Origin of the sequence: Flavobacterium calami (assembly GCF_038290035.1) — a bacterium.
Classification (GTDB): Bacteria; Bacteroidota; Bacteroidia; order Flavobacteriales; family Flavobacteriaceae; genus Flavobacterium; species Flavobacterium calami.
On record NZ_JBBYHS010000001.1, the window covers coordinates 75650 to 94586 of the forward strand.

The following is an 18937-nucleotide window of genomic DNA, read 5'->3' on the forward strand; positions in this document are numbered from 1 at the left end:
TGTGCTTTCTGATGCTGCTTTGCAACAGAAATTTCAAGGGGATTTCATCAATTAAATACTCAATAATTATGAAGACAAAAATTATAATCACTGTATTATCCTTGACAAGATTTATAGGCCGTCAAGCAAACACCAATCATCAGAAGAAAAAACCCTATTGTTATTTTGCATGGAGCATGCCCGAAAGCAGCAGACCGGGAAAAATTTTCCAATGCTTTAAGATCAAAAAATAATGAAGTTACAATCATTAATCTTCCAAGCATGTGGCGATGCCCCCCTTAATGCTTACTATGCAAACGTATGCTGATCCCATTTGTTATTGGAAAACAAAGCGTACTACAAGTTTCTGCGGCCGATGACCCTAAACATATTGGCAATTACATTGCCCCAACTATCGACCCAAAACTTTATTGCCACTTACTACACCTATAAATCTCAGCCACTCTAAATTTGCAAAGGTCAAAAAAGCAGTTTTATTGACTATTCAAGACAACACTATTGCCGTCATGTTATAGCAAAAGATGGCAAAAAATGCTGGCATAGAAAATCCGGTATTCCTAAAAGCCAGCCGCACACCATTCATTGCACAAGCTGAACTAGCTAATAATTATGTTTTCTTGATAAATGTCAAGAGTTTTATTTGCCTTTTATCAATGTCCAGAATGCCCTTTCGGTCGCAACTTTGTAACAGAAAATCAAACTAAGAAATCATGCAAACAATTGACAGCAAAGCGTATTCAAAAAGTAGACTGGAAGTAAAAATGAATTCCATCACATTACAAATGTTTTTTGAAACCGAATCCAAAATGACATTTACAATCATTGACGGAGGCGAAAAAATTGAAAGCGGATACACCGAAACAGCAAAAACAAAGATTATAAAACTGAGAACAAATCTGTTTTTAATCACTTGGAAAGAAATTTCAGGAGCAGCCATCAGTCAGGTTCAAGATTTAGAAAACGAATTGGTTTACACCAATATAACAATGCCTAACGGTAAATTTTATCAAACCAAAGGAACAATCAAATACATTAAATAATACTAATTTTTAAACATTAATATCATGAAAATAGGAATCATCGGTGCGGGAGCCATAGGACAGGCTTTCGCCAAACAATCAGCAGACGCAGGTTATGACGTAGTAATCAGTAACAGCAGAGGAGCAGAATCGCTCAAAGAAATTGCAACCCAATTGGGTGGAAATGCAAAAGCAGGCAGCGTTGAAGAAGCCGCTACTGCCGAAGTAATCTTCCTTGCTCTCCAATGGCAGCATATTGAGCAAGCAACACAAAACATCAACTGGGAAGGAAAAATTGTAATCGACCCAACCAACCCAATCTTACCGGGCTTTAAATTAGCCGATTTGGGCAATAAAACGTCAAGTGAAGTCGTACAGGAATGGGTTTCAGGAGCAAAACTGGTAAAAGCCTTCAACACCTTACAGCCTGGAATTTTAGCTTCAAATCCTATTCAAAACGGAGGGAACAGAGTATTATTCTTTTCAGGAAATTATGACGATGCCAAAGATATTGTTTCGGGCATTATCAACCGCATCGGGTTTGCAGGAATCGATTTGGGCCGCCTTAACGAAGGCGGAAAGTTACAGCAGTTTCCGGGTGGAGCATTGCCAGCACTTAACTTAATCAAAATGTAATTCTTAAATCATTATAAATTTTTATTCACTTTAAAACATTAAAATCATGTCAACACTAATAAATAAAACAGCTTTAGTAACCGGAGGCAGCCGCGGAATTGGTGCCGGAATTGTAAAAAGATTAGCTTCGGATGGAGCAAACGTAGCCTTTACCTATGTTTTTGATAAAGAAAAAGCAGAAGAATTGGTTAAAGAGATTGAAAAAACTGGAAGAAAAGCATTCGCTATCGAATCAAACAATCAAAATCCCGAGGAAGTCATTGCAGCCGTTGAAAAGACAGTAGCAGAATTTGGACAGCTTGATATTTTGGTCAACAATGCTGGAATTGGTATTGTGGCCCCAATTGAAGAGTTTACCTTGGAGAATTTTGACAAAACAATGGACATTAATGTCAGAGCCGTTTTTGTGGCTATCAAAGCTGCCGTTAAGCACATGAAAAAGGGCAGCCGTATCATCAATATCGGAAGCATCAATGCAGACAGAATGCCATTTCAAGGCGGTGGTGTTTATGCTATGAGTAAAGCAGCTATTCAGGGTTTAACAAGAGGATTAGCCCGTGATTTTGGACCACTGGGAATTACGATAAACAATATTCAGCCTGGCCCGATTAACACCGAAATGAATCCTGAAGAAGGAGAATTTGCAGATTATCTAAAAACCCATATTTCTGTTGGAAGATATGGCCAGCCACAAGAAATAGCCAGTTTGGTTTCTTATCTTTCTGGCCCGGAAACAGGCTATATAAATGGAGCCAGTTTGAATATCGATGGCGGTTTTGCTAGCTAATTGAAAATTAAAATCCCTTTTCAGAATTGCTTGAAAAGGGATTTTAATTTTTTGAAGGGGATTGCCTTTATGCAAAAAAAGCAAACAAGTTTTTCTAATAATTCAACGGAGATAGTGAAATTAAATCTGCCCTCACAATCTTTGGCTTTAGAATTCATCTTATCCTTTGATAATTTAACAGGATTCGAACACCAGCAACAGAACAGAAACCGGCTCTGTAACACTATTGTTTCAATTTGTTTTTAATATTAGATAACAGTGGAGCCTATTTTACAATTAAGAATTATCTTTTTAGTCCAGATAGCAGTGGAAATGCTTTTGTGCTGGAGTTCGGCATAAAAGATTGGAACGAATAGCGGGAAAAGCTCCAAAAAATCTTTCATATAAATCACAGACTGTAATCCATACAGCCAAAAAAAGACAATCCTACCTTAAATTAAAACATTCTTTTAGAATCCTCCATGAATTTTGTAAATTTATATATTAGTTTAATGCGAGGACTCAATTGAGTTTTCAAAATTTTTGCGTCAATCCTACTCAGGACATCTAAACCAAAATTATAAAGCCAATGGAAGACAGACCCTACATGTAGTAAGCCAATTTCTTCAAATCATCCAAAAATGATGTTGTAATTTGTCCCGTCGAGGTCACAACGCCAAATGGCGCCAATTGAAGACAATTGGCACCATTTTTTATTTATTTTTACTATATAATCAACTTAAAATAATTTTTTCCTTTACTTTCTCTTTTTGACTGAAATTAAATTTTTACTACAGACGGAGGCGTCCATTGATTTTTAATTACGGACTGCTTTGGGCCGTAGCATCTGAAATATAAACAGAAATCATCTGCAGGGCTTGGCAGCCAATTGGCTTTTTTGTCCCCTTCCGGCTCCGCATGCTGCACATACAATGTAAGGGAACCATCGACATTGTACTTTAAATCCCGGTTTTTGGTTCCAACCGAATAGCGTTTTATGACATTGGGATAGAAAAAGTGATGCTCGTCATAAAGTGTAAGAGACCAGAAGCCGTCTACAGGCGGAAGGTTACCTTTTGCAAATGTCAGGGTATACTGTTTAGAACCATTCAGTCGAGATCCTTTTGAATCGAGATCCTGATAAAAATACTTTGTTTCTTTACCTGCATTCACCAGTATATTGGATTTTGCTATGGCTGTACGGGTGAAATAATCCGTTCCAAAAGCAGCACAGTTATCGGCAGTAGTCCAGTTCCCTGGAAGAGGTATTCCCCAGTTGCGAAATTGCAGTAATGGATCAACCAGTTCTTTGTCCGCTTTATGGGCTTCATCAATCATCGCTTTTTTCAATGCAGGATCTTTCTTTGCTGCTTCGATCACCGACAGTACCTGTGCGTAACGAGCTTCCTCGCCGGGCAATGGAGGAGCATCTTTCAATACAATAGGAAGCTGATCGAAAAAGGTATCTGGAAAGACCCATTTCGTTTCTTCAGATCCGCCATCTTTTGTCGGCGAACCTAAGGATGGAAGCCTACTCCAGTCCTGCTGTTTCATTTTTCCGTCAAATTTATCCAGAGCATAGACATCAATAGAATTAATTATGGCCTGGACTGCATTTTTATCTGAGGGCGTATCATCCTGAAAAACTCTAGGTACAATAAAGGCTGTGCCTGTTTTGCTGTAAAATACTTTAGTGATTCCTTTAGGCACCTCTCCTTTCCAGTTAGGCCCCGCCAGCATGTAAAACCCTGGTTTTGTACCATACATCTTCCCAAGCTGGGCAAAAGCATCTGTGCGAAGATCCACCACCTGATATACCCAGAAACGCTTGCCAAAATCCGGAACCTGTATCACGACGGGAGTCTCATCAAGAGCGGCAATAGCAGCTCCGTAAACCACATCCTGATTTGGACAGGCAACCCAGCGCTGTTCAGGCTTAATATAATCATGCAACATTGCCAAAGAATTTAATGGCGCAAATGGCAGTACGCCATTCATAAGACCTACTTTTGGTGACTGCTTGAACGCAAGACGTCTGTTGTAAATGTTTTCCATTGGCCAAGCCCAGAAATAGGCATCTCTTGCGACCTGTCTTGCATAAGATTCTGTAATCTTTACATTTACATCGGGGCCATTCGGTACTGAATCCGAAAATTTGCCTGAAACATCAGCATCAGTTTCTGCAGAAGAGAATGTTCCATTTTTATCACTTTTATTCTGATTGCAGGCTGTCATTGCAAGAAGTACAATGATTAAAATCAATTTGTTTTTCATCTTTTAAAATTTAAAAAATAACTATAGCTTATTTAATTTTTTCTAAGTCATTTAGTTTCCACCTCTGATCATACAGCTTTGGAGTTGGGCCTTAAAAGCGGGCTAAAATTTTAAATTTCCCTTTAGGGTCCGTTGGAATTCAATTTGATTCGCCGGATTCAGGTGCAGTTGATTTTAGCAAAAGCATCAACCGCTAGTTGAAAATGTACTGCCAGCATGCACCAAATGGCAGATTCTATTCCTCGTTGATACAAAATCTGTTCCTGAATATTAGCGTGCTTAAAATCTGAAATTGCCGAAACCTTACATAATCTACTAAAAAATAAACAATTTCAAATTATTATACAGTATAAAGCTACAATATTTTTTTTAAAATACATTCACTTTTATGCACAAGTATAAAAATCAACAACATTAACTAGAGCTTCTCGTCCAAGTATCGTTTTTGTTTATGTCAAGTCATGGCAATTTTTGCTCTGGACTTGGTACTATCATGCTACAAAATGTTAATGAGAATATTAAATAAGTTCAGCAAACCATTCAACTACACATATGTACACAAAATATCGGGAAGACTTATCAAACCATAAAAAAATGAAAAAGATTTATTTAAATACAAGATTGTAATTTATAGAGCCATAGAAAGACAATTTTACCTTAACATAAAACATTCTTTCAAAATCCTCGATAATAGTTGTAGAATTGTATAGTATTTTATAGAAATAAATCAATTTTTAACCTCAATCGAACGACATTTAATGAGTTTATTAAATATTTTTTATCGTCCAGAAAATAGGCAAATTAAATGTCCAATTCAATTAGTTTCTGATTGGATTAAAGCAATATGAAAACACTAGTATCCTTACCAAATTTTAATTTGAATAATCTACGAATTATTATATAATTTTACTAAAAACTGGCTCACTTTCTTCAGGAAGTAATAAATTTTATTGTCAAAAATTTTATTCTAAACCTTTATATCTTAATAAAATATAAATATATAGATGTTTTAACATTTTTTAACTTTTAACCCTTACAATACATACAAACCGCTTCCAAATAAAAAATCAAAATAATTATCTTACAAATTCACTTGAAAGTAAGCCAATTTCTTTAAATCATTCATAAAATGGTTTGTAATTTGTCCTGTCCCTTCACTTAAGGAGACAACTAGCAAATAGTTGTCTCTTTTTTTATGCCCTAATACGTAGATTTTTCAAGCCTTTACAGCCTAATATTTGTGATTCGATTTTTTTACAAGAAATTCTTAGTCTGTTTGAAATAAACAGTCTTAAAGTGGCGCTATCAGAGATTTAATCGAAGCTGAACGATGGTTCGAAATCCCGTTAAGGATATAGTTTTTTTTCGGTTTCCGTTTATTCACGTCTGTACAATCTTTAATACAAGTACGACAAAGGAATAACTAAAAAAGCATTTTCATTCCTTCATGTGATGAAACAAATCCTAATTTTTCATAAAATTTTATTGCTTCCGGTCTTCTTTTATCACTGCTAAGCTGTAGAAGATGAGCTCCCCGTTCTTTTGCCCTGTTAATTGCCCATTGAAAGAGTAAGACCCCATATCCTTTTCCACGATCAATTTCCCTTATACGGACAGCTTCTTTCTGAGCCCTAATTCCTCCTTGGTAGGTTAAGTATTGAATAAAACTTAACTGTAATGTGCCAATTACTTCCTTATTCTCGTTCTCAACAACAATTAATTCTTGTGAGGAATCACTACTTATTTTCATAAATGCACTAATGTAAGTCTCTGGAAGGGGGTCTTTGAAATTTTCTCTGGTTGTTCCCAATTTATCTTCTGCAAGAAGCTTAACTATATCGACAAGATGCCTCATCTCTGCAATATTAAACTGTAAATTCATTTTATTTAAATTATATGTATTCGCGAGTTATTACGAACAAACAAAGCTAAAAAATACCTTTGATTAATTTAACTTTTCAATTCTTGCTATAAAGCTTCTTATCTACTCGATTATCAATTCGGAAATAAACTAATTGAGTTTTTACAATTTTTGAATCAATCCCCAACAGGACATCTAAACCAAATTTACATAGCCAATGGAAGACAGACACTACATATAGAAAGCCAATTTCTTCAAATCATCCAAAAATGATGTTGTAATTTTTCCTGTCCACGTCACAACGCCAAATGGCGCCAATTGAAGACAATTGGCGCCATTTTTATTTTATCATTTAATCTTTTCGATAATGATATCCCCGTTTATAGTATAAAACTATTTTACTACTTTCACTATAGCTGGCGGAGTCCATTTTCCATTTACTACTTCCTCCTTTGGCCAGTAAGTACGGAGATAAAGCGAAAAATCTCCTTTTTCAACAGCCGGGAGCCAGTTGTTTTGGGTTTTCGCCTCAGTCGGAGCTGATTGAATATAAATGGTCAGCGAACCGTCCGAATTGTATACCATTGTCTTGTTCTTTGTCCCCAATGAATATCTGTTGAGCTTGTTGATTTCAAAAAAGTGATGCTCATTATATAGGGTAAGCGACCAAAATCCATTGACAGGAGGCAGCTGTCCTTTGGCAAAAGTAATTTTGTATTTGCTCGAGCTGTTCAATCGGATGCCTTCCGAATCCAGATCCTGATAAAAGTAGCGTGTTTCATTAGGTGCATTAACCAGAATATTTGATTTGGCAACTGCGGTCCGTGTGAAATAATCCGTGCCCCACGACGCACCATTGGTTACCCCTGACCAGTGAAACGGCAATTGGATTCCCCAGCTACGGAATTCCATTAAAGGCTTTATCACCTGATGTTCTGTCTCAACAGCTGCATCGATCATCGCCTGTTTCAGTTTTGGGTCTTTCTTGGCGGCTTCCACTACAGCAAGTATCTGCCTGTATTTCGCCTCTTCGCCCGGCAGTGGCTTTGCATCTGCCAGCACGATAGGAAGCTCGTCAAAAAATGTCTGGGGATTCACCCATACCGCTTCTTCTTTTCCTCCTTCGCCTCCGGGAAGTTTCTTGATATTGGCCCAATCGATGGTTTTCATTTTGCCGTCATAGTCGGACAACGGATACATTACCACTGATTTCAATACCTCCTGTATTGCTTTTCGGTCTTCTTTTGTATCATCCAGGAAAACGCGGGGACCGACCAATCCTGTATTGGTGGACGAGCGGAAAACTTTTGTTATTCCTTTCGGCACCTCGCCTTTCCAGTCCGGTCCTGCCAATAAATAAAAGCCCGGCTTATTATCGTACATCTTTCCCAATTTGGCAAAGCTTTCTGTCCGCAGGTCAACTATCTGGTAGACCCAGAAACGCTTGCCAAAATCAGGCACCTGTATTACCACTGGCGATTGGTCCAAGGCAAGGCATCCAATACCGTACACCACATCCTGGTTCGGGCAGGCTATGGCACGTTCCGTAGGTATCACATAATCGGTAAGCATGGTAAACTGATTCAGCGGAGCCATTAGCAGAGGTCCGGACAAGGCCAGCTCTTTTACATCCTTGAAAGCCATTCGGCGGTTGTACATGTTTACCAGCGGCCATGCCCAAAAATAGGCCTCTTTAGCCGCCAAAGCGGCATACTCTTGAGTAATTTTCACATTGGTGTCGGGCCCTGCTGGCAAGGAACGTGATGCTTGAGTTGAAGTAACACTGTCAATCCCTTTAGAATTTGATGCTTCCGCATCACTGTTTTTATTTTGGCTGCATGCCGTCAAGGCTGCAATCAAAATCACGCAGATGAGTTTCTTTTCCATAAGTTTAGCAATTGATTATTTAACCTCTTCTATATCTCCAAGTTTCCATATCCTATCGAAAAAAGGTTTTTCCGGGCCGTAAATCCTGAATAATACTTCAAATTTTCCTTTAGGATCCGTTGGGATCCAATTTGATTCCTTGCCTGCAGGGGATTTTGGGCCAAAGTAAATATCAACCGAGCCATCTGTGTTCTTTTGGATCTCTGTCGCATTCGATGCTCTGCTTGCACGCGACAGATTTTTGATAAGGCAATGTGTTGTCCGGTCGTAGACTGTTGCCGACCAGTATTGCTTGGTGGGCACATTTGCAGGCACGTGGAGCATATAGGTTTTATCGCCGTCAAGCGCGCGGCTTTCCTTGTCTTTTCCTGCAATAAGATATATTTGCGCTGTACCCAGGCGTTTTATGCCTACATAACCGATTGAATAGGTCAGTGCTCGGGCATCTGTAGGATAAATATCAGATTCCGCATATCCCGAAGATCCCGCCTTAACGAGTTCAGGCATTGCGGGAACAGCCCATTTTGCATCAGGATTTATCGGCGGGAAGCCTTTTTCAAGCATTGCTTCCAAATAGTCATGCGCACTATTTGCCGCCGCATTCAGAATCTCGGTGGTTCGTGCATCAGGGTTATAGGGTTTCCCCTTTTCAATACCTATGCTTTTTAGTTTATCAATCATCGCCTTGTCGCGCTCCAGCATAGGCTGGCTTTGCACAATGCGGTTAAGAGAGATGAAAAACCGGCTGTTGTAGGGGATGACGGAATTGTAAAGTACATCCTTCACGTCTGTATATTTTGTTTCGCCGGGATTTTTAGCTTTGGCAAGCGGATATAGTTTTAGCTGTCTGCCGTAATTGACTGCATTCACGATATCGGATTCACTGTGGCTGGGCAGGTTGGAGCGGAATAATCCATAACCCTCATAGGTATCGGCTTTCAGCACAATGTATCCTTTAGGAATATTTTCCTTATAGTCAGGCGGCAGTATCAGATATTTGCCGCCAGCGCCTTTATCGGCTCCGTAGGGTCCTGCATCTTCAAGGGGCATCTGCCAGATATTGTCGATATTGGCGGCAAAGGAGCCATTTTTTGCCGCAGGGACATCTATAACTATTGGCCCGGCATCCTTTGTGTTGAAAAAAAACATAAAGTAAATCGCGTCGGGATTTGGCGTTAATGTCTGATTATGCCAGTCTACGGGTTTTGACCAAAATATGATCTCATTTTGTTTCCCTTTGGTGCTGCCCAGCATTGCCTGAAGCATAAGGTCATAATTAACGGCAGGCATGCCCCATACTAAAGCTTCGATTGCGCGTTGGTAAACCATCTGTTCCTTGATGCTGGCAGGTTTGAATTCTGCCGAAACAGCACCCTCAATATCGGCTTTCTCACCGGAATTTGCTGATGGTGTTTGGTTGCATGACGTCAATAGCAGGACAAATGAAAAGACAAAAAGACTTTTTTTCATAATATATCAAATTTTAGCAGTTATATATCTTCTTCCTTAGTTATCCATCCTTCATATAAAAAAGGAAACTATTAAATAATTTGTAGTGCCATTAAAAAAAATCCCTCTGATGTGGCAATTAAAATACTAAGCTTTATGAATTCTTTAAATGCATAACTTATAGTACTACATATCAAATAATTACATAAAAATAAACAAAATTCCTACAACTTTTATTTTTCCTTTATTTTTTTTATTTGTAATACTAAATCGAACAAAATTTAAATACAAACTTCAAATTCACAGAGCCAAAGAAAGACAACTCTGCCTTAAGTATAACAATCTTTTCAATCCCTCCATAATATTTGTAAATTTATATATTAGTTTAATGCCATGAATAAAGTGAGTTTGTATAATTTTTGCATCAATCCCCAACAGGACATCTAAACCAAATTTACATAGCCAATAGAAGACAGATACTACATATAGAAAGCCAATTTCTTTAAATCATCCAAAAATGATGTTGTAATTTGTCCTGTCCCTGTCACTTCTCGGGACAAAAGATAAAAATCATCTTTTGTTCCGTTTTTTTTTGCTTTTAACTGTTTGTTAATAAGGTAAATAGACTCCACTATTTTGTTCACTCTAGCGGTTTGTACTTTATTTTCGTGAATTGTAAAATTTTCGGGGTAAACTAAACCAATTAGGCTTCTTGCATCAGATAAATCCCTTTTCAAATATGAATCACTAAGTTTGATAAGGTTGTCAACCCCCTTTACCAGTAGCTCTTCAATACTATGCTTATCTTTAGTGACTGTTGATAGCTCACGTTCCAGGTTTGCAATTCGTGCACCATAGTCATCTTTCATTAGTTTATAATCATCCGCTTCAATTTTTGATGTAAGAAGAAGATCTCTTGCATTGCTTAATCTGAGTTCATAATCTTTTATCTGTTCTACAAGTCTTCTTTTCTGTTCGCCGGCATTATTTGCGAGATCACGATGTGTTTCATATAAAATCGAGCTGTATAATTTCTTAACTTCAGCTATAGGTTGATACTTATTAAGATCTTCAATAAAAAGTTCATTAGCAATTTCTGAGTTAATTCTAAACTTACATTGTGCTTCACAGTGGTAATAATGATAGTATTTGTGTCTTCCTTTACATTTACTTCCTTGCAGCTTCTTTTGGCACTTTGGGCAGATAAAAAAGCCTCGTAATGGGAAGTCAACGACAGTTTTAATTTTAGGTCTGTAAAGGCGTGATTTTCCATCTAAGATATCCTGTACATTATAAAAAAGGCCTTCAGAAATAAGTGGCTCATGTTGCCCTGTAACAAATCTGCTTTCTTCATCTTTATATTTCGGTATAAATATTTTACCACAATAAACAGGATTTCTTATTAAGCCCCACATGTTATTTTTAGTTCTTTTAAATCCTCTTCTGCAAGCCATATGATATATTTGCTCTGTATTGAATATTCCTTTAGCCAATTCTTCAAATATCCAGCGCATAACAGAAGCGTCAGGTTCTACAAGTGCAATATATTTACTTCCGTCTTCTTTGGATTTATTAGCATATCCAAACGGTGCAATACCCATATATCTACCTTCTTTTTTCGCCCTTCTCATTCCATGAAAGGTATTTAAAGCTCTTCGATCGTTCTCAACTTCAGGAGCCGCTAAGTAAAAAGCTAACATCATTTTATTTTCTGGAATTGCCAAATCAAGAGGTTGCTCAATCGCTTGAGGTTCTACACCTAACTTTCTTAATAAACTTATCATCTGATAGGCATCTCCGGCGTTTCTGCTGAAACGATCCCATTTGGTAAACAAGACCAGATCAGTTGTGTTTTTCTGTTTTTTCAGATTCAGTAAAAGTTTATTCCATTGTGGTCTATTTTACGTAAAAAATAAATTACCTTTATCCGGCATTACCACTTTATAAGAAATTAAAATTTATTTAAGCTTTAAATCCAATCCTATGAGCCAAGAAGAATTATTGGTATTAATCCGTAAAAAAGATGAAAGAGCTTTCACCCATCTCTACGATATGTACTCAAAAAGCTTATTTTCGGTCATAAATATTCTGGTAAAAAACCGGGAAGAAGCCGAAGATGTCCTGCAGGAAGTCTTTGTAAAAATCTGGAAGAACATTGATACATACAGCGAAAGCAAGGGCCGGTTCTACACCTGGATCCTTAATATTGCAAGGAATACATCGATTGACAAGCTGCGGTCCAAAAATTTTAACAACACCCAAAAAAACCTTTCCTCCGATAATTTCGTAAATCTCTTAGATGATGGCAGCAAACTCACAAACAGAATTGATTCTATAGGAATTCATGAATTCGTAAAAAAACTGAAACCAAAATGTATCGAGATTATTGACCTGCTATTCTTTAAGGGATACACCCAGCAGGAAGCATCAGAAGAGCTTGCCATGCCGCTGGGCACTATCAAAACACAAAACAGAAACTGTATCAACGATTTAAGAAATTATTTAAAGATATAATGGAAGCGAAAGAATATATTGAATCAGGCATTTTAGAACTGTATGTTTATGGTCTGCTTACAGAAAAAGAGAATCTGGAAATTGCCGAATTGGCCAGAGAAAACCCCGAGGTTGAAAATGAAATCATTTCTATAGAAAAAGCTATTTCAGCCTTATCATCAAGCTTCTCACCTTTTCACTCAGTTGCTAATTTCGAGAAAACAAAAGCTCGTTTAGAGCTTAAACATAACAAAGTTGTCAGTATAAAACCAGCATCAGACCGGTCGCAATACTTGGGCTGGGCAGCTGCAGTATTATTACTGTTAGGTTTTGGATATCAGACTTTAGAATTGGCAAAATCTAAACAGGAAGTCTCTAAGGCTGGAGGCGAAAAAAATAAAATTGAAAGAGAATATGCTTTTTTAGATCAGCAGAATAAACAGACTGAGAAAAACCTAAATATTGTGAGAGATATTAAAAACACAAACGTTACTATGGGCGGACAATCGGTATCTCCAACATCATTTGCAAGAGTGTACTGGAACAAAGAAACAAAAACGACTTATATTGATGCAGCAGGTCTGCCAAACCCTCCAAAAGGAATGGTTTACCAAGTTTGGTCTTTAAAACTAAGTCCGGTGCTTACCCCGACAAGTATTGGTCTGCTGGATAATTTTGAAGGAAACTCTCAAAAAATCTTCGCTGTAAGCCAAACCGATTCAGCTGAAGCTTTTGGCATCACGCTGGAAGTTGCAGGGGGAAGCCAGACACCTACAATGGAGCAGCTTTATACTTTAGGAAAAGTTTAAACCATAAGTAATCCAACTAAAAAAGCGCATGTTGATCCTGTTCAATATGCGCTTTTTGGGTTTTAATACTGCACAGTGGCGTAAATTTACCCAGAGGGATTGCAGAGTTCTTTAAATCTGCTAACTCAAGAGGATACCCTTTTCTTCTGCAAAAAGCCAAGGCAATTTTAATATAAATATTATATGCTTCATTTTCATTCGATCCCCGACAAGGACATCTAAACCTATCGAAATTCAAGAGCAGCTACCAAAAAGATATTAATTTCAATAGTTTTTTATTAATCAATATATATTTAAAATTTAGATGGTGACAAAATTAGTTGTGGTTTATAAATTTACCCCCTTTACTGGTTTAGTAAAGAGATATTTACGGCCCTAACTATTGTAACCAGAGGAGTATGATTTTTTGAGTTTACAGCGTTTTCAACAATATTTTTGCCCGGATACATTGCTGCTACCTCCTAAAATTACTGTTTTCTGAGCATTAACTGCAGAACCAAATCCTACTGTCAGAACTACAAGAACCAAAATTTTTCTAATTTTCATAATTACATTTTTTTAGTTATAATCTCATTTGCGGAGTTATTATCTCTATGGTTTTAAAAATTTTAAAAACCCTTTCTTTAGTTTATTTATGACAAATTGATTCTGTATTTTTCTTCTATTGATGAAAAAGTTTTATTCGGTGCAAGCTGTCCTATCTGAAATACTTTTTCAATAAATTCAATACTTTGATCTACTGAAGTGTTTTCATTTTTTAAATGGCTGGCAAAATGGTTTGTTAATTTTTGAATAATTCTTGAACTGATTAAATCAATCTGAACATCATCAAAATTTGTTCTTTTCTTTTTTTGAAGAGCAAATTCAGCCGATACAATATCATTTAATTTAGCTTTTAATGCATGAATAGTTGGTGCACATTTTCGACCGTTTACCCAAGTATTCAGTTCTAGTTTCATATCATCAATAATAGCTTCTGCAGCGGGAATATGCTGTTTTCTTGTTTCCAGCGTGTCATCAGTAATTTGAGATAAATAATCCAGATGTATTAAGGTTACACCGGGTATCTCTTCTACATTAGTATCTACATTGCGTGGAATAGACAAGTCCAGAATCAATAATGGTTTCTGTAGAGCAAGCGATGTTTTGTCAATAGTCGGTTTTTGTGCTCCTGTAGCTACAACCAGCACATCGGCCTGCTGTACTTCTTCTTTCAAATCGTCGTAATCTTTTACGATAACATTCAGCTTTCCAGCCAATAATTCAGCTTTACTTTTTGTTCTGTTTATAAGGGCAATATGGCTGTTTTTAGTATGTTTTACTAAGTTTTCGCAAGTATTTCTTCCTATTTTCCCTGTTCCGAATAATAAAATATTTTTGTTTCCAATATCTGTCACATTTCGGATAATATATTGTACTGATGCAAAAGAAACAGACGTAGCACCAGAAGAAATTTTAGTCTCTGTTTTAACTTTTTTGCTCGCTTGAATAACCATATTTACTAAACGGTCCAGAAATGTATTGACCAAACCTTCCCGTTTACTATTGTTAAAGGCGGTTTTAATCTGGCTGATGATTTCAAAATCACCCAGAATCTGACTGTCTAAACCTGTTCCTACCCGAAACATGTGGCTGACAGCTTCTTCATTCTTATATATATAAGCAGCTTGCCGAAATTCTTCTACAGAACCATTGCTGTTTTCGCAAAGCAATTTGATGAGTTCATAAGGATGATGGGCAAATCCATAAATTTCAGTTCTGTTACAAGTAGAAGTAACAATCAATGATTCTATACCTTCTGCTTTGGCTTGCATCAATAAATCAGATTGTGCTTTAGTATCTAAACTAAATTTTCCTCTTACAACTGCATCTGCTTTCTTATAGCTTAACCCTAATGCGTAAAAAGTGGTGGATCTGGACATATTAAAATTTTCCATATTTATGCTTCCTTAAAAAGTTCAAAAAATTATTACTAAGTAATTTATATAACAAGGCTAGAAGGAGTTACTATATCGCTTTGCAATACATTGATTCAAATTGGCGATTTTATATAATTTCCTGCCATTATACATGATAGTAGACTTTCAAAATATTTATATACTGATTCTAAAATATTGTTAAGAGTCCGGCACTTCAAATAGTATTGAAATATAAAACGCTGCCTGAAAAAGGCAGCGTTTTGAGAAGAAAATTATTTTTGAACTATAGGAGTTCTCAATGATTCCAAAACAGCAACGATATCCGTATAAAGCTCTGTATTTGAGGCAACTCCATTTGCATTGGCTGCTGCCCCTACGTAACCTTCGAATTTTGTATAATCTGCACTGCTTGATTTTGTTCCCATACGAGGATTTTTCGCAGGATCATGCGCTGCAACCATATTCAAACCAGAATATGTATTTACAGCATTGGTACCTCCCGTATTAAATGAAAAGAAATCAGTCAGATTATCTGATAATTTAGCAATATTGGTCGACTGGGTAGTTCCAGTTTCTGCCAATAAAGGAGCAAAATGTGCCTGCAGATTACCTGCCGCATTAGATTGAATATCAGCAACAATTAATCCGATAGTTGAATTTACCACTTTGCGGAAACTCAAACGTCCCTGTTCAATCATTTGTCCCGAATTATCAGGATCAGAAACCATTTTAGTTCCGCCTAATCGCTCGTAAATAGAAAGTTTTGCTGGTTCTGGGGTTTCGTCGTCATTACTGCTGCAAGAAATCATAGCTGCAGATGCAGCAAGCAATACACTAAGTGTAAGTTTTGAATAAATTTTCATAAATTAAGGTATTAAAGGGTTAATTAAAAAAACGATTTATTTTTTGAGATAATTTGTAGCTCAAACTATTTTGATTCATTGGGCAGACTTCTTTGTTTGCTAAATTTGCCGGCAGAATATAACGCTTAGCATCATAGTGTCTTTTAGACATCAACTCATTGAAAACTTTCTCCGAGTTTGTAATTTTATTGTTGTGGAAATACACCACAACGTTTCTTTTAACAATAATAGAATCAGATGTCAGGCCTTTTATACTTCTTAAATCGGAACAAATTTGTCTGGCCTGCAAAGAATCAATATTTGATTTAAAATCGATTCTGCTTACCTGCAGATTTGGCGTATCATAAACGGGTGGTTTTGCTGTTATAATGTGAAAAAGCAAAATGGCAATAAATAGCCCAAATACTCCGCTCAGTATAAAAAGTCCTTTTTTGATTATTTTATTAGTTTTCATAATTTTTTTATGGTTTTAAAATTATCTACGTTTACTTTATCGTTGTGGTTTTATAAATAATCGCAAATCGATTAATTTAGAATCGTTTTAAATACAGAAATTACCTAATAATTTAATTATAAAGCAGATACTAGAAAACTCTGGCAAGATTAAATCCAAAAAATATATCTCCTTTTGTCCAGTCGCCAGTTGTTCTTCCAAGATATCCAGCTTCATCAATTGCCTGAGAACTGGTAAAATGCATTTGAAAAACATGCCCGCCTGTTTCTAAATCAAAACCTATAGATAGTGGATTTTTATAAATAGAATTCGGCGCTCTGTTTAAATGCGCCGCATAGTCCATATTTAAAGACCAGCGTTTAGCGAATTTATATCTTCCTCCAAAACCTATGGCATATTGAGTATTGCTTTGATCTACGTCCTCAACAAAATTTTGATGAAAGAATGATGGCACAATTTCTAAAGAAAGTTTTTCAGAAAATTTTCTGGAAATTAACAACTGTGCTACATAAGTAAGCCTGTCTTTAAATTCAAGTTTAGGGTACAAGCTTTCTTTTAACGTGTTATTAATAGACAAACTATTGAACCCGGCGATAGTGACGGGAAAACCATCTTTTATTTGAGGAAATAGCATATACTTTGTTGCAAAGTCATATGCAAATTCACTTCTGGCCGCACTTACATTAAGTCCATTTGTCAAACCGTAAATAAATTTAATTTGTGTATTGGCATTATCCAGTCCGTAGAAACCTTCAAAACCATCTTTAATAGAACCAAATCGGTGTGCAACAACAAAATACAAATCACCTTTTGCAGCCAATTTTGTAGACTCAAGATTAACGATTTTTAAGGCTTTGAATGCAGATGTCACTTTTTCTTTTGTAGAAGGAGTTTCTACACCAGACAACAAATCGGTTTGGGAGAAAGTTGATATCGGAAATAAAAAAAATAATAGAATAAAGTTTTTCATGAAGTTAGTTTTAAATTGTTATTTGTATTAGTGTACAACTGAAGATTGGTCTATTTTAAATTCCTGGAGCAATTCGTCATATCCTAAAAACCTCCCTTTAATCTTGAGGGTTTTCCCGGAAGTAATACTTTGAGGCAAACGGTTTTTGAATGTCACAAATATTTTTTCGCTCATAACAATTCCATTACCAGCTTTATCGATACTTGTTACTCGTGCAGATAATTCAATTGTTTTGTCCTGATATTTGATGTAAGCCAGACTGTCGTTTGAAGCAAACTCTCTTTCTAGTTCGTTAACGGTTACAACATAATCGGCAGTTTCTGATTCTATGTCCCTATGCCCTTTGTAGATGTAGAAGAAAGACAAAATTCCGATTATTATAAAAAGGGAAATTGTAGTTAGTATTTTTTTTTTCATAACTGGTTTTTAGTATTTGAATTTATTTACGTTAAAAAATACTTATTGGATTTAAACCATTAAATATGCCTTTTGTTAAATCTGTATTATTCTTTTCAACGTATATGATTTTGAAATGCCTGATGATACTTAAAATCATGCCTTTATTTATAACTAAAAAACCAATCTTATGAATCTAAAAACACTTTTCGTAATCTCATCATTAGCTTCAATCTTTGTAAGTTGTGCCAACGATGATCCAAGTACCTTAATTGACTCTACACCAATGAATGGTTTGGCAACATACAACCAAAATGTAAAATCTATTATTGATAATAACTGTGTTGTATGCCATGCATCAGTTCCTAAAAATGGAGCGCCTATGTCGTTAGTTACTTATGATCAGGTGAAGAATGCAGTTTTAAATCGAGGATTGCTTACACGAATTTCTTTAGAAAATGGAAATAGTTCCTTAATGCCGCAGGGCGGACCAAGATTACCTCAAACCACTATCGATATTATAAATAAATGGAATCAGGATGGATTATTAGAAAAATAATCTAGAACAAGATCATGAGGAAAATCATAATAATGCCAATGCTATTGGCTTCTTTTATTGTTTTTTCGCAAGAAAAAATAGTAACTAAATCTGCAGCAATAACGTTCGAAGCTTCAGTACCTTCTTTTCAGCCGGTTGCAGGAACTAACAGCAATGTAACTTTTGTTTTCAATCCCGCAACAGGAGAAGTGGCAAGCCTTGCTTTAATGAAAGGATTCCAGTTTGAAATGGCTTTGATGGAAGAACATTTTAATGAAAATTACATGGAAACCGATAAGTATCCAAAAGCCATTTTTAGAGGCCAAATTGAGCGGTTCGACATTAAAAGTCTAACAGAAGATTATAAAGATTATATCATAAAAGGGAAGTTAGAACTTCACGGTAAATCTAAAGATATAAAAGCCACTGCAAAAATTACCAAGACGGGGCCGAGAATCACCATCATTTCTGATTTCGACGTAAATGCCAGTGAGTTTAGCATCCCTATCCCATCGCTTATTAAGTATAAACTTGACGATAGGGTCAAAATTCAAATTATTGCGGTTTTAAAATAAAAGCCAAAAACAGAATGATTTTATAAAA

Annotated in this window: 18 protein-coding genes and 1 pseudogene; 7 read left to right on the forward strand and 12 right to left on the reverse strand. The window is 36.3% G+C overall.

The window, feature by feature from the left end; all coding sequences use genetic code 11:
* Positions 1-710: 710 nt before the first annotated feature.
* Genes AAEO57_RS00280 through AAEO57_RS00290 form a run of 3 tightly spaced genes read left to right on the forward strand, consistent with a single transcriptional unit; the run spans position 711 to position 2442 of the window.
* A complete protein-coding gene (locus tag AAEO57_RS00280) occupies positions 711-1040 on the forward strand; it encodes a MoaF-related domain-containing protein (RefSeq protein ID WP_341688316.1) in 330 nt (109 codons plus the stop codon).
* 24 nt (positions 1041-1064) lie between these two features.
* Complete coding sequence (locus AAEO57_RS00285) at positions 1065-1655, forward strand: NADPH-dependent F420 reductase (protein WP_341688317.1); 591 nt, start codon at positions 1065-1067, stop codon at positions 1653-1655.
* Positions 1656-1701: 46 nt separating this feature from the next.
* Positions 1702-2442, forward strand: coding sequence for an SDR family NAD(P)-dependent oxidoreductase (locus AAEO57_RS00290; protein WP_341688318.1), 741 nt, complete (start codon positions 1702-1704; stop codon positions 2440-2442).
* A gap of 759 nt (positions 2443-3201) precedes the next feature.
* On the opposite strand, the gene AAEO57_RS00295 is transcribed toward AAEO57_RS00290, so the two are convergent.
* From AAEO57_RS00295 to AAEO57_RS00320, 6 genes and pseudogenes are all read right to left on the reverse strand, one after another.
* Positions 3202-4695: a DUF1254 domain-containing protein gene (locus AAEO57_RS00295; RefSeq protein ID WP_341688319.1), complete on the reverse strand. Its 1494-nt coding sequence runs from the start codon at positions 4693-4695 to the stop codon at positions 3202-3204.
* 1423 nt (positions 4696-6118) lie between these two features.
* On the reverse strand, positions 6119-6577 hold the full coding sequence (locus tag AAEO57_RS00300) for a GNAT family N-acetyltransferase (RefSeq protein WP_341688320.1): 459 nt from the start codon (positions 6575-6577) through the stop codon (positions 6119-6121).
* 372 nt (positions 6578-6949) lie between these two features.
* A complete protein-coding gene (locus AAEO57_RS00305) occupies positions 6950-8443 on the reverse strand; it encodes a DUF1254 domain-containing protein (protein ID WP_341688322.1) in 1494 nt (497 codons plus the stop codon).
* 15 nt (positions 8444-8458) lie between these two features.
* Positions 8459-9913: a DUF1254 domain-containing protein gene (locus AAEO57_RS00310; protein WP_341688324.1), complete on the reverse strand. Its 1455-nt coding sequence runs from the start codon at positions 9911-9913 to the stop codon at positions 8459-8461.
* Positions 9914-10371: 458 nt separating this feature from the next.
* Positions 10372-11523: a recombinase family protein gene (locus AAEO57_RS00315; RefSeq protein WP_341688825.1), complete on the reverse strand. Its 1152-nt coding sequence runs from the start codon at positions 11521-11523 to the stop codon at positions 10372-10374.
* A pseudogene (locus AAEO57_RS00320) lies at positions 11506-11781 on the reverse strand (recombinase family protein); the annotation flags it as partial. The pseudogene AAEO57_RS00320 and the gene AAEO57_RS00315, both read right to left, overlap by 18 nt.
* Positions 11782-11875: 94 nt before the next feature.
* On the opposite strand from AAEO57_RS00320, the gene AAEO57_RS00325 reads away from it, so the two are divergent.
* Both AAEO57_RS00325 and AAEO57_RS00330 read left to right on the forward strand, forming a co-directional pair.
* A complete protein-coding gene (locus AAEO57_RS00325; protein ID WP_341688325.1) occupies positions 11876-12406 on the forward strand; it encodes an RNA polymerase sigma factor in 531 nt (176 codons plus the stop codon).
* Positions 12406-13194, forward strand: a complete 789-nt coding sequence (locus tag AAEO57_RS00330; RefSeq protein ID WP_341688327.1) for an anti-sigma factor — start codon at positions 12406-12408, stop codon at positions 13192-13194. The genes AAEO57_RS00325 and AAEO57_RS00330 overlap by 1 nt, the downstream gene beginning before the upstream one ends.
* 423 nt (positions 13195-13617) lie before the next feature.
* Here the strand turns inward: AAEO57_RS00330 and AAEO57_RS00335 are convergent, their stop codons facing one another.
* The 6 genes from AAEO57_RS00335 to AAEO57_RS00360 all read right to left on the reverse strand — a co-directional run bounded on the left by AAEO57_RS00335 (position 13618) and on the right by AAEO57_RS00360 (position 17817).
* Entirely contained in the window at positions 13618-13740 is a 123-nt protein-coding gene (locus AAEO57_RS00335; protein ID WP_341688329.1) for a hypothetical protein, read from the reverse strand.
* 86 nt (positions 13741-13826) lie between these two features.
* The gene (gene hemA / locus AAEO57_RS00340) at positions 13827-15131 is read right to left on the reverse strand and encodes a glutamyl-tRNA reductase (protein ID WP_341688331.1); all 1305 of its coding nucleotides are present in this window, start codon (positions 15129-15131) and stop codon (positions 13827-13829) included.
* 254 nt (positions 15132-15385) lie between these two features.
* Entirely contained in the window at positions 15386-15976 is a 591-nt protein-coding gene (locus AAEO57_RS00345; RefSeq protein WP_341688333.1) for a globin family protein, read from the reverse strand.
* 19 nt (positions 15977-15995) lie between these two features.
* Positions 15996-16430, reverse strand: coding sequence for a hypothetical protein (locus tag AAEO57_RS00350; protein ID WP_341688335.1), 435 nt, complete (start codon positions 16428-16430; stop codon positions 15996-15998).
* A gap of 130 nt (positions 16431-16560) precedes the next feature.
* A complete protein-coding gene (locus tag AAEO57_RS00355; protein ID WP_341688337.1) occupies positions 16561-17400 on the reverse strand; it encodes a DUF5777 family beta-barrel protein in 840 nt (279 codons plus the stop codon).
* Between the two features lie 27 nt (positions 17401-17427).
* Positions 17428-17817, reverse strand: a complete 390-nt coding sequence (locus AAEO57_RS00360; protein WP_341688339.1) for an OB-fold protein — start codon at positions 17815-17817, stop codon at positions 17428-17430.
* Between the two features lie 169 nt (positions 17818-17986).
* Between AAEO57_RS00360 and AAEO57_RS00365 the strand changes: the two genes are divergently transcribed.
* A complete protein-coding gene (locus AAEO57_RS00365) occupies positions 17987-18355 on the forward strand; it encodes a hypothetical protein (RefSeq protein ID WP_341688341.1) in 369 nt (122 codons plus the stop codon).
* Positions 18356-18369: 14 nt separating this feature from the next.
* Positions 18370-18909 carry a YceI family protein gene (locus tag AAEO57_RS00370; RefSeq protein ID WP_341688343.1) on the forward strand — a complete coding sequence of 180 codons (540 nt, stop codon included), beginning with the start codon at positions 18370-18372 and terminating at the stop codon, positions 18907-18909.
* Positions 18910-18937 lie beyond the last annotated feature (28 nt).

Excerpts from the sequence above, each read along its gene's own strand:
- AAEO57_RS00295 (WP_341688319.1), bottom strand. The coding sequence starts at position 4,695 with ATGAAAAACAAATTGATTTTAATCATTGTACTTCTTGCAATGACAGCC.
- AAEO57_RS00290 (WP_341688318.1), top strand. The coding sequence starts at position 1,702 with ATGTCAACACTAATAAATAAAACAGCTTTAGTAACCGGAGGCAGCCGC.
- AAEO57_RS00300 (WP_341688320.1), bottom strand. The coding sequence starts at position 6,577 with ATGAATTTACAGTTTAATATTGCAGAGATGAGGCATCTTGTCGATATA.
- AAEO57_RS00315 (WP_341688825.1), bottom strand. The coding sequence starts at position 11,523 with ATGAGAAGGGCGAAAAAAGAAGGTAGATATATGGGTATTGCACCGTTT.
- AAEO57_RS00355 (WP_341688337.1), bottom strand. The coding sequence starts at position 17,400 with ATGAAAAACTTTATTCTATTATTTTTTTTATTTCCGATATCAACTTTC.
- AAEO57_RS00365 (WP_341688341.1), top strand. The coding sequence starts at position 17,987 with ATGAATCTAAAAACACTTTTCGTAATCTCATCATTAGCTTCAATCTTT.
- hemA (WP_341688331.1), bottom strand. The coding sequence starts at position 15,131 with ATGGAAAATTTTAATATGTCCAGATCCACCACTTTTTACGCATTAGGG.
- AAEO57_RS00305 (WP_341688322.1), bottom strand. The coding sequence starts at position 8,443 with ATGGAAAAGAAACTCATCTGCGTGATTTTGATTGCAGCCTTGACGGCA.
- AAEO57_RS00345 (WP_341688333.1), bottom strand. The coding sequence starts at position 15,976 with ATGAAAATTTATTCAAAACTTACACTTAGTGTATTGCTTGCTGCATCT.
- AAEO57_RS00370 (WP_341688343.1), top strand. The coding sequence starts at position 18,370 with ATGAGGAAAATCATAATAATGCCAATGCTATTGGCTTCTTTTATTGTT.
- AAEO57_RS00350 (WP_341688335.1), bottom strand. The coding sequence starts at position 16,430 with ATGAAAACTAATAAAATAATCAAAAAAGGACTTTTTATACTGAGCGGA.
- AAEO57_RS00280 (WP_341688316.1), top strand. The coding sequence starts at position 711 with ATGCAAACAATTGACAGCAAAGCGTATTCAAAAAGTAGACTGGAAGTA.
- AAEO57_RS00335 (WP_341688329.1), bottom strand. The coding sequence starts at position 13,740 with ATGAAAATTAGAAAAATTTTGGTTCTTGTAGTTCTGACAGTAGGATTT.
- AAEO57_RS00285 (WP_341688317.1), top strand. The coding sequence starts at position 1,065 with ATGAAAATAGGAATCATCGGTGCGGGAGCCATAGGACAGGCTTTCGCC.
- AAEO57_RS00360 (WP_341688339.1), bottom strand. The coding sequence starts at position 17,817 with ATGAAAAAAAAAATACTAACTACAATTTCCCTTTTTATAATAATCGGA.
- AAEO57_RS00325 (WP_341688325.1), top strand. The coding sequence starts at position 11,876 with ATGAGCCAAGAAGAATTATTGGTATTAATCCGTAAAAAAGATGAAAGA.
- AAEO57_RS00310 (WP_341688324.1), bottom strand. The coding sequence starts at position 9,913 with ATGAAAAAAAGTCTTTTTGTCTTTTCATTTGTCCTGCTATTGACGTCA.
- AAEO57_RS00330 (WP_341688327.1), top strand. The coding sequence starts at position 12,406 with ATGGAAGCGAAAGAATATATTGAATCAGGCATTTTAGAACTGTATGTT.